This window comes from Vagococcus intermedius (assembly GCF_029144185.1).
Taxonomy (GTDB): Bacteria; Bacillota; Bacilli; order Lactobacillales; family Vagococcaceae; genus Vagococcus_D; species Vagococcus_D intermedius.
Genome location: NZ_CP110232.1, coordinates 1,954,421 through 1,970,401, shown reverse-complemented (window position 1 = coordinate 1,970,401; position 15,981 = coordinate 1,954,421). Strand labels below are relative to the sequence as shown.

16 protein-coding genes and 4 pseudogenes are annotated in these 15,981 nt (G+C 33.1%); 15 read left to right on the top strand and 5 right to left on the bottom strand.

All coding sequences use genetic code 11. The annotated features are described in order from the left end of the window. Positions 1 to 17: 17 nt before the first annotated feature. The gene (gene sufB, locus OL234_RS09155; RefSeq protein ID WP_275468922.1) at positions 18 to 1,430 is read left to right on the top strand and encodes a Fe-S cluster assembly protein SufB; all 1,413 of its coding nucleotides are present in this window, start codon (positions 18 to 20) and stop codon (positions 1,428 to 1,430) included. A gap of 51 nt (positions 1,431 to 1,481) precedes the next feature. On the opposite strand, the pseudogene OL234_RS09150 reads toward sufB, so the two are convergent. Beyond that, positions 1,482 to 1,826 (bottom strand): annotated as a pseudogene (locus OL234_RS09150) (NAD(P)H-dependent oxidoreductase); the annotation flags it as partial. A gap of 188 nt (positions 1,827 to 2,014) precedes the next feature. Between OL234_RS09150 and OL234_RS09145 the strand changes: the two are divergent. From OL234_RS09145 to OL234_RS09105, 9 genes and pseudogenes are all read left to right on the top strand, one after another. Next, a complete protein-coding gene (locus OL234_RS09145; RefSeq protein ID WP_275468921.1) occupies positions 2,015 to 2,629 on the top strand; it encodes a DUF3440 domain-containing protein in 615 nt (204 codons plus the stop codon). A gap of 43 nt (positions 2,630 to 2,672) precedes the next feature. Beyond that, positions 2,673 to 3,023 carry a hypothetical protein gene (locus OL234_RS09140; protein WP_275468920.1) on the top strand — a complete coding sequence of 117 codons (351 nt, stop codon included), beginning with the start codon at positions 2,673 to 2,675 and terminating at the stop codon, positions 3,021 to 3,023. A 3-nt stretch (positions 3,024 to 3,026) separates the two neighbouring features. Then, a pseudogene (locus OL234_RS09135) lies at positions 3,027 to 3,531 on the top strand (ParB N-terminal domain-containing protein). A gap of 140 nt (positions 3,532 to 3,671) precedes the next feature. Then, positions 3,672 to 4,166 (top strand): hypothetical protein, encoded by a 495-nt coding sequence (locus tag OL234_RS09130; protein ID WP_275468919.1) that lies wholly within the window; start codon positions 3,672 to 3,674, stop codon positions 4,164 to 4,166. Positions 4,167 to 4,525: 359 nt separating this feature from the next. Continuing rightward, positions 4,526 to 6,127, top strand: a complete 1,602-nt coding sequence (locus OL234_RS09125) for a PIN-like domain-containing protein (RefSeq protein ID WP_275468918.1) — start codon at positions 4,526 to 4,528, stop codon at positions 6,125 to 6,127. A gap of 533 nt (positions 6,128 to 6,660) precedes the next feature. Next, the gene (locus OL234_RS09120) at positions 6,661 to 7,104 is read left to right on the top strand and encodes a histidine phosphatase family protein (protein WP_275468917.1); all 444 of its coding nucleotides are present in this window, start codon (positions 6,661 to 6,663) and stop codon (positions 7,102 to 7,104) included. 427 nt (positions 7,105 to 7,531) lie between these two features. Further along, entirely contained in the window at positions 7,532 to 8,005 is a 474-nt protein-coding gene (locus OL234_RS09115; protein ID WP_275468916.1) for a hypothetical protein, read from the top strand. A 471-nt stretch (positions 8,006 to 8,476) separates the two neighbouring features. After that, a complete protein-coding gene (locus OL234_RS09110; protein WP_275468915.1) occupies positions 8,477 to 9,085 on the top strand; it encodes a TIR domain-containing protein in 609 nt (202 codons plus the stop codon). Positions 9,086 to 9,109: 24 nt separating this feature from the next. Continuing rightward, positions 9,110 to 10,555, top strand: coding sequence for an SIR2 family protein (locus OL234_RS09105; protein WP_275468914.1), 1,446 nt, complete (start codon positions 9,110 to 9,112; stop codon positions 10,553 to 10,555). A gap of 144 nt (positions 10,556 to 10,699) precedes the next feature. On the opposite strand, the pseudogene OL234_RS09100 reads toward OL234_RS09105, so the two are convergent. The 4 genes and pseudogenes from OL234_RS09100 to OL234_RS09085 all read right to left on the bottom strand — a co-directional run. Next, positions 10,700 to 11,122: pseudogene (locus OL234_RS09100) on the bottom strand (conjugal transfer protein); the annotation flags it as partial. Positions 11,123 to 11,181: 59 nt separating this feature from the next. Beyond that, a pseudogene (locus OL234_RS09095) lies at positions 11,182 to 11,698 on the bottom strand (C40 family peptidase); the annotation flags it as partial. Between the two features lie 153 nt (positions 11,699 to 11,851). After that, positions 11,852 to 12,127 (bottom strand): hypothetical protein, encoded by a 276-nt coding sequence (locus tag OL234_RS09090; RefSeq protein WP_275468913.1) that lies wholly within the window; start codon positions 12,125 to 12,127, stop codon positions 11,852 to 11,854. A gap of 103 nt (positions 12,128 to 12,230) precedes the next feature. Continuing rightward, the gene (locus OL234_RS09085; protein WP_275468912.1) at positions 12,231 to 12,356 is read right to left on the bottom strand and encodes a hypothetical protein; all 126 of its coding nucleotides are present in this window, start codon (positions 12,354 to 12,356) and stop codon (positions 12,231 to 12,233) included. Positions 12,357 to 13,081: 725 nt separating this feature from the next. Between OL234_RS09085 and OL234_RS09080 the strand changes: the two genes are divergently transcribed. From OL234_RS09080 to OL234_RS09065, 5 genes are all read left to right on the top strand, one after another. After that, complete coding sequence (locus OL234_RS09080; RefSeq protein WP_275468911.1) at positions 13,082 to 13,396, top strand: hypothetical protein; 315 nt, start codon at positions 13,082 to 13,084, stop codon at positions 13,394 to 13,396. Next, entirely contained in the window at positions 13,309 to 13,536 is a 228-nt protein-coding gene (locus tag OL234_RS11015) for a GNAT family N-acetyltransferase (RefSeq protein WP_367618564.1), read from the top strand. Before OL234_RS09080 ends, OL234_RS11015 begins: the two co-directional genes overlap by 88 nt. 510 nt (positions 13,537 to 14,046) lie before the next feature. Further along, entirely contained in the window at positions 14,047 to 14,370 is a 324-nt protein-coding gene (locus OL234_RS09075) for a PTS sugar transporter subunit IIB (RefSeq protein WP_275468910.1), read from the top strand. After that, positions 14,370 to 15,614 carry a PTS sugar transporter subunit IIC gene (locus OL234_RS09070; RefSeq protein ID WP_275468909.1) on the top strand — a complete coding sequence of 415 codons (1,245 nt, stop codon included), beginning with the start codon at positions 14,370 to 14,372 and terminating at the stop codon, positions 15,612 to 15,614. The genes OL234_RS09075 and OL234_RS09070 overlap by 1 nt, the downstream gene beginning before the upstream one ends. Further along, positions 15,614 to 15,940 (top strand): PTS lactose/cellobiose transporter subunit IIA, encoded by a 327-nt coding sequence (locus OL234_RS09065; RefSeq protein WP_275468907.1) that lies wholly within the window; start codon positions 15,614 to 15,616, stop codon positions 15,938 to 15,940. The genes OL234_RS09070 and OL234_RS09065 overlap by 1 nt, the downstream gene beginning before the upstream one ends. Positions 15,941 to 15,981 lie beyond the last annotated feature (41 nt).

Here is a 15,981-nt window from a genome sequence, read left to right as displayed (position 1 = left end):
GTAAAGGAGCCCCGACTATGAGTGAAGAAGTAGAAGCAATTGAAGTACCCGAACTAGAGGAATACAAATATGGCTTCCATGATGACGTGGAGTCAGTCTTTGAAACGGGTAAAGGGTTATCAGAAGAAATCGTTCGTGAAATTTCAGAAATGAAACAAGAACCTGAGTGGATGTTAGACTTCCGCTTAAAATCTTTAGCAGCCTTTAATAAAATGCATATGCAAGAGTGGGGACCAGATTTATCAGACATTGATTTTGAAGCCCTAACTTACTATAAAAAAGCCAGTGACGAGCCAGCTCGTGATTGGAACGATGTACCAGATAAAATCAAAGAAACCTTTGAAAGAATTGGGATTCCAGAAGCCGAACGTAAATACTTAGCAGGTGCCTCAGCTCAGTACGAATCAGAAGTGGTGTACCACAATATGAAAGACGAATTTGCTAAATTAGGGATTGTCTTTACAGATACTGACTCGGCTTTAAAAGAATACCCAGATTTATTTAAAGAATACTTTGCAAAATTAGTGCCACCGACTGACAACAAATTAGCGGCGCTAAACTCAGCTGTTTGGTCAGGTGGAACGTTCATTTACGTACCAAAAGGGGTCAAATGCGATGTGCCATTACAAACCTACTTCCGTATCAATGGTGAAAACATGGGACAATTTGAACGGACATTGATTATTGTTGATGAAGGTGCCAGCGTTCATTACGTTGAGGGCTGTACTGCTCCAACTTATTCAACTAACAGTTTACACGCAGCTATTGTTGAAATCTTTACGCGTAAAGATGCGTACTGCCGTTATACAACGATCCAAAACTGGTCAGATAACGTCTACAATCTTGTAACCAAACGTGCCAAAGCTTATGAAGGGGCAACAGTTGAATGGATTGATGGGAACTTAGGTGCCAAAACAACGATGAAATACCCAAGTGTCTACCTAGATGGACCGGGCGCTCGTGGGACAATGTTGTCAATCGCCTTTGCAGGAGCCGGTCAAATCCAAGATACTGGGGCTAAAATGATTCATAACGCACCAAACACCTCATCATCGATTGTCTCTAAATCAATCGCTAAAGATGGTGGCGAAGTGAACTATCGTGGTCAAGTTACCTTCGGTAAGAAGAGTGCCGGTTCAATTTCACATATCGAATGCGATACGATCATCATGGATGACCAGTCTAAGAGTGATACGATTCCATTTAATGAGATTCACAATAGCCAAGTAGCACTTGAACACGAAGCCAAAGTCTCAAAAATCTCAGAAGAACAGCTATACTATCTAATGAGCCGTGGTCTATCAGAAGCAGAAGCCACAGAGATGATCGTCATGGGATTCGTTGAACCCTTCACAAAAGAATTACCGATGGAATACGCCGTCGAATTAAACCGCCTGATCCAGTATGAAATGGAAGGGTCAGTAGGTTAATATATAAGAAAAAGTACCTACTCAACTGTGTAGGTACTTTTTTATTGGGTTTTATTTAGAGTTATAAAAATCATTAAATAAATTTTTAATATCTGATGCTGCAGTTTTTAAAATAGTATCAGAGTCTAAAAGAGCTGTTCCTTGTGCACGAATAATATCAAACTGATTAAATCCCATAATCTCTTGAAACATCGCTTTTAAATAGTAATGTGAAAATTCTAAAGGTGTGTATCTATCATTCATTGTGTAAATTGATCCGCTAGATTGCAATACTAGTACATTGTAATCATCCGTCATAAGACCTACAGATCCACTATCTGTGTATTTAAAAGTTTCACGAGCTATTAAAATATTATCGATATAGTCTTTCATTCGAGAGGTTACATTAAAGTTGTTTGTGGTATTGTATTGGAATTAGAACGAAAGAAAGTCTAAATAGATATTTTGCAATCACCAAAGGTAAGCATAAATGGGCCAATAGAAGTTGGCTGAATCTTTCATTAGAAAACTAGATTAAAGCGTATCCTATTTATGATTGGTCAGTAGAAGATATAATTGCTGTGTACGCTTATTATGATTGGCCAATGAATCAGTTTTATGAGAAGTGTTGCAAATTAGGTATCCCACTTTCTTTGATGAGGATATGCCAACCATTTGGCCTACATCAAAGAAGGAGCCTAACAATGTATGCAGCAATCGAGCCTGCAACGTGGGAGAAAATTGTTAAAAGAGTGAGTGGTGTAAATTTTGGAATGTTATACGCGCAAACCTCTGTACTTAGGCACTTTAAAACATCAAAACCAGCTCATATGACATGGAAAGAGTATGTTGTATTTCTTTTAGAATCAATTGGTTTAGTGTCACCAACACTTAGAGATCATTACTACAGAAAAATCAAAATATTAATGGATTACTACGAAACAAACTTTGGAATGAGTATAGCTGATATTGTTGATGAAGCAAAGGCTGCTGATCGGAAATATGATGAAAAGTTTTGGCATAACTGGAAAGGGATTGCTAGAGCAATAGAAAAAAATGACTTTTCTTTATCAACGCGACAATATAGTTTCACTCAAGCGGATGCAAAAGATTTGTATGCCATTTATGACGACTACAAAGGCAGTTTGAATTTTTACGATTCACCCAATCGAGCAGTTAGAGAATTTAAGAAAAAATTTAGGAGGAAGATATGGAGTTAATGATATTTAGTCTGCCTTACAAAAAGATATTTTTTATAGATTGATGGGAAAATATTTTGCTGAAGATATCTATCAGAATAAGTTTCCTTATTTAGTTAATACATCGATGACAACTTGGTATCTACTTTTCAAAGATCAAATGGTTAATGGGTTCATGTCTTTTGATTGTCAGAAGAAGAAAACAATCCTCGGTGAAATGTATTTTGAAAATGTTAGGGATGAATTTAAATATGAAAAACCAATTTTAAAAAAATTGATAAAAGCCATCAACAGCAATTCCTCTCATCCAATTGAGACGGCAGTTGAAGACGATCGACAAAAGATATTATTGGAAGAGTTCGAATTTATCCAATATAAACAAACTAAAAATTACTATTTTTTACGAAGGAGGTAGAACATGAGTGAAATATATTTTCCTGTTATAAATATAAAGTTAATTTCAATCGAAAAAATTCAGAAATTTTTTTATACCCCTAACCGTGTTGCGAAACCTGAGCTTGAATTGTTAGAACACACAATTAGAGAAGATAAGTTCACTCAACCAATTGTTTGTTAATACAGTAAAGAAAAAGATGTTTATATCATTGTTGACGGTTTTTATCGATATCTCGTTGCAAAAGAATGATTAAATTTGACGGATATTCCGGTAACTATTATTGAAAAAGATTTAAGTAACCGTATTGCATCAACCATTCGTCACAATCGAGCAAGAGTAACACATGATGTTGAATCTATGAGCATTGTTGTTACAGGGATGGACAGAGGAAGAAATAGGGCAATATTTGGGAATGGAGAGAGAAGAGGTTTTACGGTTAAAACAAACGGGAGGATTGAAGACTTTGTTTTCTAATCATAAATTTAGTAATTTCTGGATTACATTTGAAGAAAGATATTACAAATAATTTTTGATTAAATTTGTTTGGCTAATAATTCTTGCTTATCAGTGTAGTGTTTGTTGGCAAGAGGAAGTCTAATTATTAAATCTATGTAGAAAAATAAAAGGATATTTTTGGGAATCTTATTTTTTAAAGGAGTTGAAAACATGGCGGAAAGTGCAGTCACTTTAGCTGATCGTACGGATATATCTAGATTTTTAACACATTTAACTAGAAGTACAATAGAGTCAGCTGCGTTGGATAATTTAAACTCTATTCTAAACGGTCACAAGATAAATGCTTCTAATTATTGTTGTATTTTTAATAAAGGATTAGCCAAATTATCGAAAAATCAGCAGAAGGAATTCAGTATAACTTGCTTTACAGAAACACCTTTAGAATATTTAAAAGTAGTTGTTAAGACATTAGTACACAACAATAGGAGATTTGAACCATATGGATTGATTTTTTTAAAAGAGACACAGTGCATAGAAAATGGTTTTGGGATTAATCCAGTTATTTACGTTAGAGCTCAAAATAGAAATCTGATTAAATCATTTTGTAACCAATTTAATAAATGGAAAGAGAAACCCGATGAAAATATTACTTTTCCTACTGTTGGTTGTTTAGTTAATCATGTCAGTGTAGAAAATGATTTTTAATGGCAAAGAGAATGGCGTATGAAAGGCGTTTTCTCTTTTGATTATGCACACGTAGTTGCGGGAATTGCTCCACAAGAAGAACATGTCATTATAAAAAAAGCCTGTATGTTTGAACAGTTAATAAATTAACATTTATTGACTCTGAATGGGATATTGAAGAGATTTTATATAAACTTTCTAAAAAACATTGGCAATTGAGTGAGCAAGTTTTGAATGTGTTTAAAGAATAAAACTTGGGACTAAATTCCCATTCTAAGAGGGAATATTAGTATTGAGGCTAAGATAAAAATACTAGAGAAGAGTTGTCTTTTTCATAATATAAATGGATAATAAAGTAAATAAGGTTGGAGGAAAAAAATATGTTGAAAAATTCTGAAGAGTTGATAAATTTTTTAAATCAAGAAGAGGTTCTAATTGTTTTGGATAGTTCTGCTATCTTAGACATATACAAACACGATCGAGCTTATTCCCATAATTTATTAAAGTCTTACCAAATAAACTTGGATAAGGTATGGGTACCTAATCATGTTAGTGTAGAAGTAGAACGTAACCAACATAGTGTTGAGGCATCGCGGAAAACAGAAATTGATAGACTTCCAAAAAATATTAATGAATCTATAAGAAAATTCAAGCAAAACATTTCAGCTTTACTGAAAAATCCTGAGAAATTTAGTTATCCTTCTGTACCAACTTTAAGTAGTCAATTAGAATCTAAAATAGATGAACTAGAAAAGATAGTTTCTGTTTATAAAAATCAAGTTTGTTCAATTGTAGAGGATAGACAACCAGGGATTGTTTCAGAATTTATAGAGGAACTTAAAAGTTCTGGAAAGGTCGGGGAGGGTTACGATATTTTTGATAAGTTAGCTATTTATACTGAAGGAAATATAAGATACGAGTTAAATATACCACCTGGATTTAAGGATGCTAAACCTAAAGAAAAAAAAGATGAAAAAGGTAAGAAAAATAAAAAAGATAAGCAAGGTGAAACAGATATTAGAAAATTTGGAGATTTAATCATTTGGAAAGAGATTCTTGATAAGATTAATTCAGATAGACAATCTCTTTTATTTATAACGAGTGATGTAAAATGTGATTGGTGGGAATTAGACGAGGATAAAAAGATAATAGACAAACACACAATGCTAAATGAAGAGTTTGAAAAGGTAACTGGATTACCCAAAGCTAACTTTGAAATGTTATTTACAGGAACCTTTTTCAATTTAATGCTGGGTACAGAAGATTTTATTAATCAAAGTTATGATAAAACTATTGAATTGATTGTGACAGATTATTCATTAAATGCATTAGATAAAGTGAAACAGTTTATCACGGTTAGTGACATTGAAGACGAATTAAATGAAAAACTTGATTTGGCATTTGAATTTAGTAATGGAGATTTTACAAATTACGTGGAAGAACCTTTCACCGAATTAGATGTTAATGAGTTGACTGATACGGATATAACAGAAGTAAATGTCTCAAATGAGGAAGACTGCTTAAAAATGAGTATTGAGTTAACCTCTATTTGTGATGTTGAGACAAAATGTACGATTTATGGGGATAACGAAATAGATTACGGGTATGATGTATATATAAATTACATGATGGACATTACCATACCCATTAATGAAAATGAGGATATAGATACAGATACTGATGGAAGTCCGTATCTAGTATTTAATGAAGAGAATATGCTTGATTTAGACAATGTCGAAATTGACTACGAATATGGTGGAATTTACCAAGTTATTACTACATCGTCACCATTTGATGCTGACGATGAGTATGACGAACTATGTGTAAAATGTAAAGTTAGACAAGGTGAATACAGAACCTTTGGATATGAACCACTCTGTTCGCCTTGTTCAGAGAAAATGTCACCTTGTCCAGATTGTGGATTATTTTTCCCATCTGGATCAATAGGAGCCTTTTGTGATGCTTGTGCTACGAATCATTAATAAGGCAAAAAAGAAGGAATTTAATGTATTGTAGTGGCCCCAAAAAATTATACTTTCTATAGAGTGGATTTTCCACTCTATTTTTTAAGCATTTGCAATATGGTTCTTTAAAAAATGTTAGCTCATATGTTTAAACCAGTGATAACTAATAAAATTTTGTACATGTTTCTAATCGGTATGATTGAAATCGACAAATTTTGATTATGGACGATTCTAGATTGATTTGAACACTTTCTAAAATATAGAAAGTGTTTTTTTATTTCAATTTCATTACTGAATTTAAGTAAATAACGAAAAATATTTTTGCTTTATCAATATATGTTCACTTGCCCGCTGGAAAGTAATAAATTTCATCCACTAGATATGTTTAAATAAAGTAGGAGAGATGCACCTAAATTGCTTGAGGCAGTTTATAAAAAATATTAAGGCTATTTTCATTTCCTGTTTAGACAATTTAGTATGTATCTGAATTTAATTTTCAAAATTCATCTAAAAAAGTTAAGGAGCATAAAGAAATTAGAAAAATGTACATCATGCGACATGGTGAAACGGTATTGAACAAATTAAACAGAATACAAGGAGTTATTGATAGTCCATTAACAAAATATGGAGAAAAATATGTAGTTGTTGCTAAAGCTTTAGAAGAAACTAGCATGCAAAATATATACTCAAGCGATAGTTTAAGAACTGTAAAAACGGCTAAGCTAATTGAAAATACTAACAAAAAGCTCCACTACATTTCTGACTATGAACAGTTTAGAGAATGGAACTTTCGGGATTTAGAAGGATCAAAAATTAACGCGTTAACTAAACTTTTGGAAACAAAGATGCAGGATACCAGTTTTTCGTATCTTAATTCTCATTTGGATGTGTTGGCGGATACTATTGCACAAGAAAGCACAGTGAAAACAGAAACCTATAGAGAAATATCTGATAGGTTATTGAAAGGGCTAAATACGTTAAAGTATCTAATTTGAGTAGTTTGAAAATTTAAGGAGCAAACACAGTTATTATTCTGGAAGTAAATAGCGATGAAATGAATTTAGTAGAAGTCGCTAATCTGATTTAAACAATTCAGATTACTAACAAGGTTTTAGTAATTTTGATTAGTTTTATTAGAATATTTCACAAAAATATTTAAGTGCCAAATATTCTTTTTTAGGGTAGTCTACTAAATTTTTAATATGTATTACACCATTTATTTAGTGGATATAAATGGAATAACCGGCTTTTCACATAAATCTACTACAAAATATACTTACATAGATTCGATGATAACCAGTTACTAAGAAGAAGTTAAATGAAAGACGAAACGTGCTTAGGAGAAAATGCACATGACTACATACGCATACATATATAAGAAGAGAGTTTCCAAATGAAGCTTGTCAACAAATAGAAGAAATTATGGTACATAATTTTGATGACCTACATATCGAAGAAGCTCCACTTAATCAAGATAAAGTTTTAAGAGATTTACTCGCGGTACTAGTGAAAGACAATGTCCTTATAATTCAAAATTTAGGAATTTTTGGGAAGGGGATTAAAGGGATGGGAGAATTAATGGCCGTATTGAGTCGAAAAGGGGTTAAATTGATTAGTATATTGGAATATATTGAATCAAATACATCGGTATCTTTTTATTTTATAGTAGAAATACTGGCAGAAACAATAGCTACTTGTCAAAGTAAACAAGTTAGACAAAGTATTACTGAATCAAAACATAAAGGAATAGTTCATGGAAGATCAAGGATTAAGGATGAAACTATTTTAGATATTCGACTTCTCTACAACAGCCACAAAATGAGCCTAAGAGAAATTGCAGCTGAATGTCAGGTTTCTTTAGGTACATCATGCAAATACAGTAGACCTACAGAATAAGTTATGTAGGCAAGAGTATAAATAACATTATCCTTTTTTTAAGGGAGGTAAATAGATGGCATTGATAGGTTTAATTGGAATAGCATCACAAATTCTGTTCATAATTATTGTGATTACTTCCAACGTTGAGGAAGAATAGTAACATTATTAGCTTATTAGATACTGAGATTACAAATTCTACTAAGTTTTAAAATAAGAATCATTCCTAGAAGTATTGCTATTTTATTCTAGTTGAAATTGCTTCTTTTGATAATTATATCAATATATCGATTTTGGGGATGAGGATAATACTGTATGTTGTGTTTGGTCCTTGTTAAGAACAATTGTTGTTGGTACAATAAGGTTGATAAAAAAATATTGAAAGAAAATATCTTCATAAATAGTTGTAGCAAGTCATCACTTCAAATAAAAATCTCAGATGACTGGAAGTTAGTTATTTGAATTAAAGCAGTGAATTTAGGAGGGAAGAGAATGGCAAGAAAAACTTTTATATCGTACAAATACTCAGAGGCTAAAAAATTACGAGATTCTATTATTGAATCTTTGGGGGAGGACGCAACATATTACACAGGTGAAACGACTAGTTCGCCTGACATGACAGATAGAACTACTGAGTATATAAAAGAACAACTAAAAAATATGATTTATTCAACCTCTGTTACTATCGTTGTTATTTCACCTAATATAATTGAGAGTGATTGGATTGATTGGGAAATTGAGTATTCTTTAAAACGAGTGAAACGCGGGGACGTAACTTCTGGAACGAATGGCTTAGTTGGTGTTGTACAAAAGTATAATGGAGATTACTCATGGCTTAGACCAACAAATATTAAATCTGATGGGTGTTCGACCATAGGAACAAATGAAAGATTCATTTATAATATTATTAATAATAATCGATTTAATCAAGATCCCAAAGTATACTCTTGTGAGACATGCAAAAGTATAGATTCTTTGAACGGCTCATATATCTCTTTAGTAAATGAAGAAGATTTTTTGAAAGATCCAAATAAGTACATTGAAAATGCTTATGAGAAAAGTAAAAATAACAATGGCTACATTTTGAGTAAGAAAAAGTAATAGTTATTTAAAAAGGAGAAAACTATGGGAGCAATTAGCAGAGAAAGATTCATTGAAAAGTATAGCAAGGCTATTAATGAAGGCTATGCAGCAGTTTTTGCTGGGGCAGGATTGTCAATATCTTCTGGTTATGTTGACTGGAAAACTCTAGTAACTCCTTTTGCAAAAGAATTAGGCTTAAATATTGATGAAGAGTATGATTTAACAAGAGTTGCCCAATACTACAGAAATGAATTTAGAAATAGGGGACAGATAAATCAGGAAATTGTTGATAAATTTTCAGCAGACAATGCGCCAAATATAAACATTGAAATTTTAACGCGTTTACCTATTTATACTTATTGGACAACTAACTACGATAAATTATTAGAAAAAGGGCTAGAGAACAATGACCGAAGAGTAGATGTAAAGATAACTGAAACTCAACTAATAACGCATAAATACGATAGAGATGCAATTTTATATAAAATGCATGGTGATGTGGACGATGCAGCAAATGCAGTTTTGACTAAAGAGGATTATGAAGTTTATACTCAAAAAAGTCCTTTATTTGCGAGACTTCTTCAAGGTGACTTAATTTCAAAAACTTTTCTTTTTATTGGGTTTAGCTTTGAGGATCCCAACTTAACCAATGTTCTCTCTAATACAAGAAATATATTAGGAGAGAATGTTGGAGTTAGCTATTGGTTAGAGAAAAAAGTAACGGAATCATCTCGCATTGGAAAAAGTGGAGAAGAAGTAAATGAACTAACAAAACGTTTTGAAATTGACACAATAAAGCAAAATCTAAAAGTTAACGAGTTGCAAAGATATGGTATTCAAACAGTTTTCATTGACTCCTACGATGAGATTACAGATATTCTAAAAGAGTTGGAATTTATCAATTTAAAAAGAAAAATATTTATTTCAGGTAGCATTAGCTTTTATAATGACATTTGGACGAAAGAGAAAGTAAATTCTTTTTGCCATACATTAGCAAAGACTTTAGTGAAAAATGACTATCAAATTTGTTCTGGATTTGGGTATGGGGTAGGTTCAAGTATCATAAATGGAGCACTAGAAGAAATTTATTCTACAAAGTACAAACATGTAGATGAACATCTTATTTTAAGACCGTTCCCTCAAGATAGACGATTTGAAGCCGAAACGGAGAGTATTAAGCAGAAGTATCGTACTGAAATGATAAATGATGTTGGTGTAGCGATATTTTTATTTGGTAATAGAAAAGCTGATAATGAGAAAAAAGAACTATCAGAAGGATTGTTTGAAGAATTTAAAATTGCAAAAGAGCAAGAAAAAATAATTATCCCAATTGGATCAACCGGAGAGGCTACGAAAGAAATCTTTGAAGAAATAGAAAAGAACATTGAAGATTATTCTTTTCTTCGAGCCTATTTACCAATTTTGAAAGATAGTACAGATGAAAGGGAATTAGTCTCTACCATTGAAAAAATTTTACGAGAAATTTGATAGGTTCTGTAATTTTCTTTTGATAGCAGGTGTAGATATCGTTCAAGTAAGTTGCAACAAGATATGCCTTTCTCCAAAAAGACAATAGTTAAAATATGAGGGTTGCTAGTGAAAATTAGCAACCCTCATATTTAATTTATTTAGTTATTTCACAATAATCCAATTTTTAAACTTTTGTAACACTAGATTAAATTCAGAAATTTGAATAGTCTTAGTTAATGGATCAAGATATTTTACTGATATTTGTGTAATGATTTGGTTATTCTTTATCGAATAATTAGAAGAAGTTAATTCCAAAAATTGATACTCTTTATTAATAGGTTTTAAAGCTCGATTAGTAACGTAGTAGGATAGTTTTTTTTCATTTGTTTTGGGATAGAGTTTAAAAAATCTTTTTAAGAATGAATCAATTTCCTCTGTAGTTTTGGCATCCACAGTGTCATCACTATCACTAACTTTGGGCTTGTACTTTGATTTAGTAGGGATGCTACTAATCGTTGGATTTTTTATAATAACCATATTTTCTTTATCGTCCACATGGATAGTAAGAGTATAGACTGAGTGAGTAGTTTTTTTCTTTTATCTTTTCTTTCTAGTTTTATTTTCATGAATGTGATTCCTTTCTCTTATTTAGTAATGATTCTTCCTGCACCAAACAAGTGCTGTTGCCAATAGGATGAGGTAAGATCACCATAACCAATTGGGTCTCTTGCGTGATATATTTGAGTTGAAGATACGACGATATCAACATGTGTAACATAGTCTGATGTATCGTAAGTTGAGTGGAAAAAAACTAAGTCTCCAGCTTTTGCTTTAGTTAATGGAATGTGTTGTGTAGCTTCATACTGTGCTTGAGCGATTCTAGGAAGGTTTATACCTGCTTTTCCATTAACCGACTACAGTCAAAAATTGTCTCAGGACTCGCCCTCCAAAGACATAAGGACAGCCCTGATACTTTAAAGCTTCATCCATGATTGCTTGGACATTTTTATTATCAAATTCAGTCACTGTTAGATATTGAGAAACTAATTTTACATAAAATTGATTTCCATAGTTGTATCGCGATCCACCATTAATAATAGAGATGGCAATTGGATTGGGATAGCTAACCTTAGCTCCACCTGATTTTTCTTTTGAGAAAGAACTTCTTTTGAAACAGATAACCCACTTGTATCAGAAGAGTCTTGAGCACTACTGTCATCATCTGAGAGAAAAAAAGGGTAATGCAGAAAATTAATCCAAATAGGATCATAAATAAACTATCAAGTAGTAGAATAAACTTTAGTTTTAAGAGTTTCATTTTTTAGAACCTCGTTTGTTTTGTTGATTTCTTTTCTGTGTCGTGTTCCTTGGCGGTTGATTTTCTTGTGATTGTTTAGGGTGAGTATTCTTATTTTTAACTGGTTTATTTTCACGGATGATTGGTGTAGCTGACACATTCATTTTTTCAGATTTTGGATAAGGCTTGATAGTACCTTTTGTAAGCGGGCGTTGAGGATCTGAAGTTTTTGAATTTGTTTTATTTTGGGTTTTAGGTGAACTAGTTTTACGATTTGTTTTTGTTTGTTCCATTTCCAATCTTTTTTGTGCAATTGTTTGTCTATGCTGGTGTTATTTTTTTCAGTCGCTCGGATTGATTTGTTTGTGGTGTATTTTTAGTTGTATCAGAAAAGTTTTAAAAACCTTTTTTTAAATTGACTTTCTTTTTATAAACTGCATATTTCGCTTGTGTCGATAAAGCCTTTGTTTGCTCTTTTAGTAGTTTAGTTTTATCACTTGCTCGTTGTTTCATATCTAACATATTGCCTATTATTTTCCCAAGTCGTTATAATAATGGTTGCTTCAGTTTACTAAGTAAAGCAATATTATTTTGTCTGTTGTGATTTTGAGGAACAGATTTACGATTAACTGCTGCTTTCTTTTTAGAATATAAACCAGTTAAAGCATAGTTTGAACCATCTAAATTAATTAGGGTTAATTTTAATTCTACTAAATTAAATAAGATAGATTTTAGTGATATTATTGCTGACTTTTGGGAGCTAACCCAGAGGATAGTTATGTCTGTGAAACATCTTCTGCCCATATTGAAGTTTCAGCGGACATGTTAGGTGTAGAAATAGCGGGCTGAGGTTAAAATTATGATTTAAATCAGTTATATGTTTTTATTGCTGATTAGATAAATTACTAAATATTAATTTCTGAAATAGCTCCTCAAAAACTGAATGCCATTTGAGTGAAACTGAATGATTCTTATTGATTCATTAAAAGTGAAGATTCATTGTTTTCATTGAGTTTGATACAAATATAATACTACTGATTGTCCAAATGATTAATGAAAGGGTCAGTAGGGTAATAAAAAAAAGACTATAAATGCTGATAATACAGCGTTTATAGTCTTTTTATTTTGGCTTGAAAGTGTGAGAAAATGCCATTGGAAAATAGTTGTACTCATTTTTTACTATTAAGTCATTAATAGGTATAACTAATTTGAAGAATCTCATTACATAAACATAAAGGAGAAATATGTTGTCAGTTGAGATAGTTAATTTAGCAAATCATCACTCACTACAAAAAGAAGCGGCTAAGTGGTTGTCTAGTAAGCGGGAAATTGATGAAGCGATTTATTTAGAAAGTATCACGGAAGAAGGTGTCATTCCAAATTGGTTTCTAGCTGTTGAGGGTGATAAAATCATCGCCGGAGCAAGTGTGATTGAAAATGATTTTCACAATAGACCAGATTTAACACCAAATATCTGTGTCCTATATTCCTATATGTTGAGGAAACTCATCGAGGTCAAAGGGTTTCAGAGAAGTTATTTAATGAGATTGAAATATACCTGAGTTCTCAAGGCATTAGTAAGGTTTATTTGATTACGGATCATGAAGGGTTATATGAAAAGTATGGTTGGTCTTTTGTAACGTTAGTCGAAGAAGATGAAACAAATGAGCAGATTAGACTATATGGGAAAGAAATTAACTGATTTATCAAAAAGTTAATTTCTTAAATTTTAATCATTAATGTAATAAAGTTTCAGGTTAAATTAGTACCAAAATAATTCAGAAAAGAGGAAGTAATCTGTTATCAGATGCACTTTTAGTTATAGTTTTGTAAATTATATTGAATTTAATAATTAATAAAAATATTTGTGAGTAGTCACTTTTATATTTAAATTAAAGGATTTTTTTCCTTGACTTTTCGTATCACTTAGCACTACAATTACCCCATAAGAAATAAATCGCATAAAAAAATGGCACCTCACGATTACCAGTCGCGAGGACTTGCTCAGGTCACAACACAAAACACTGACCCAATCAAGCTTGCCATAGTTAATGCTAACACCAACTGGATAAAATGTAAACGGTTTGAGGCGTATTTTTAGTTCTAACGGCGATTTATTTCTTACTTTTATTGAAAAGTTACTTAACCGCCAATTGCTCGGAATAAAATCAACTGACTGTCTCTCTAATTAATAAAAAGGAGTCGAGAGAAGATGACAAAAAAAGTAATGCTCTGTTGTGGAGCCGGGATGTCCAGTGGGTTACTTGCGCAAAAAGCTCGTAAATCTGCTAAGAAACAAGGGTTAGATGTTATCATAGAAGCCCGTGGAGAAAGTGAGGTTCCTCAGTATTTTGATAGCATTGATATTTTATTATTAGGGCCACACTATGCTAACTTACGTGATGAGATGTCTGAGATGGCCGCACCGTATCATCTACCAGTTCTAGTCATTCCCAAAGAAATGTACGGTTTATTAGACGGAGCAGGTGTCCTAAAATTTGCCCTAGACGAGTTGGAAAAGACGGGGACTGAATAATGAAACTATTTATGACTTGGCTAGAAGGTTCCTTTGCACCAGCTATGCAAGAGCTAACCAAACGACCTTGGATTTCCGCTGTTTCCAGTTCCATGCAAAAATTAATTCCTTTTATCCTAACAGGTTCGATGGTCTTTTTTTATAACGTATTTCGCTCTTATTTAGATTTTCTCCCTGATTTTGGCAAGCTTGCCGATTACACCTTCGGCATGATTGGGTTGATTACTGCCTTCATGGTAACTAATCAAGCTATGGAGAAGTTAAAACACCCAGGTTACACCGTTTCTGCCAGTCTCGTGTCCGTTTCTGTTTTTCTCATGTATTGCAACCCAGACGTCACCGATGGTATCATGACCGTTCAGTTCGAGCGTTTAGGCCCCACTGGCATTTTGGTCGGGATGATTGCCGGCCTCTTCGTCGCACTTATTTTTCATCACTATGGCAACCTCAATTTCCTCAAAGAGTCTGACATTCCTGATTTTTTAGTGGAGTGGATTCACAACATCATTCCCATTGCGATTTCAATCGGCTTCTCTGCTATCCTCATTTTCCGTTTCAACATGGACATCTTTGATTTAATCATTAAACTCTTTTCCCCCTTACAAAATTTTGGACAGACGTTACCAGGCTTTATCCTATTATGTTTTATTCCCACCTTCCTTTATACACTCGGCATTTCCAGTTGGTTATTTGGGCCAGTCTCAACACCGATTTACATGGCAGGTATCAATGCCAATATTGCAGCGGTTCAAGCAGGACATGCCGCAACTAATATTGTCACCAGTGAAACAGTCTTTACTGCCGCACTGATCACCATGGGAGGCATGGGTTCAACCTTAGTCTTAAACATTTTGATGATGCGCTCTAAATCAGTTAAACTGCGAACAATTGGCAAGATTTGTATTGGCCCCTCTATCTTTAATATTAACGAACCGATCATGTTCAGTGGACCAGTCGTAATGAACCCATTATTGATGGTACCCACCTGGGTTAATACTATTGTAGGACTACTCATAATTTGGTTCGGCATGCGCTGGGGGTTGTTAAATATTCCCAGTAAAATGATTCAAGTTGGTCAAATCCCTGCTCCATTTTCAAGTGTCATGATTACCGAAGATTGGCGGGCTGTTATTTTCTATATCGTCTTATTTATCCTCTATTGGTTAATCTGTCTACCATTTTTTAGAGTGTATGAAAAGCAAGTTCTCGCTGAAGAAGTCGCCTTAACAGAAGGAGTAGCCTAATGAAAAGTGAAGAAGAATTAATTGAAGTTGCTATGACTATTATTATCCATGCCGGAGATGGGCGAGTGAAAGGCTACGAAGCCATTGAATTTGCTCGTAATGGTCACTTTGACCAAGCCAGAGTATCCTTAAAAGAAGCTCACGATGAGATTGTTATCGCTCATCACTCACAAACTAATATAATTCAAGGGGAGATGAGTGGTGAGAAACACGCACACAGTCTGTTATTTGCCCACGCTCAAGATACACTGATGACGATTGCCAGTGAAGTTAAATTGATGGCAATTTTTGTTGAGTTATTTGAAAAAATGTCGCACCAATCGTAAGTTTTCTGTCACCTGTTGTCACCGTATTAGACTGAAAGGGG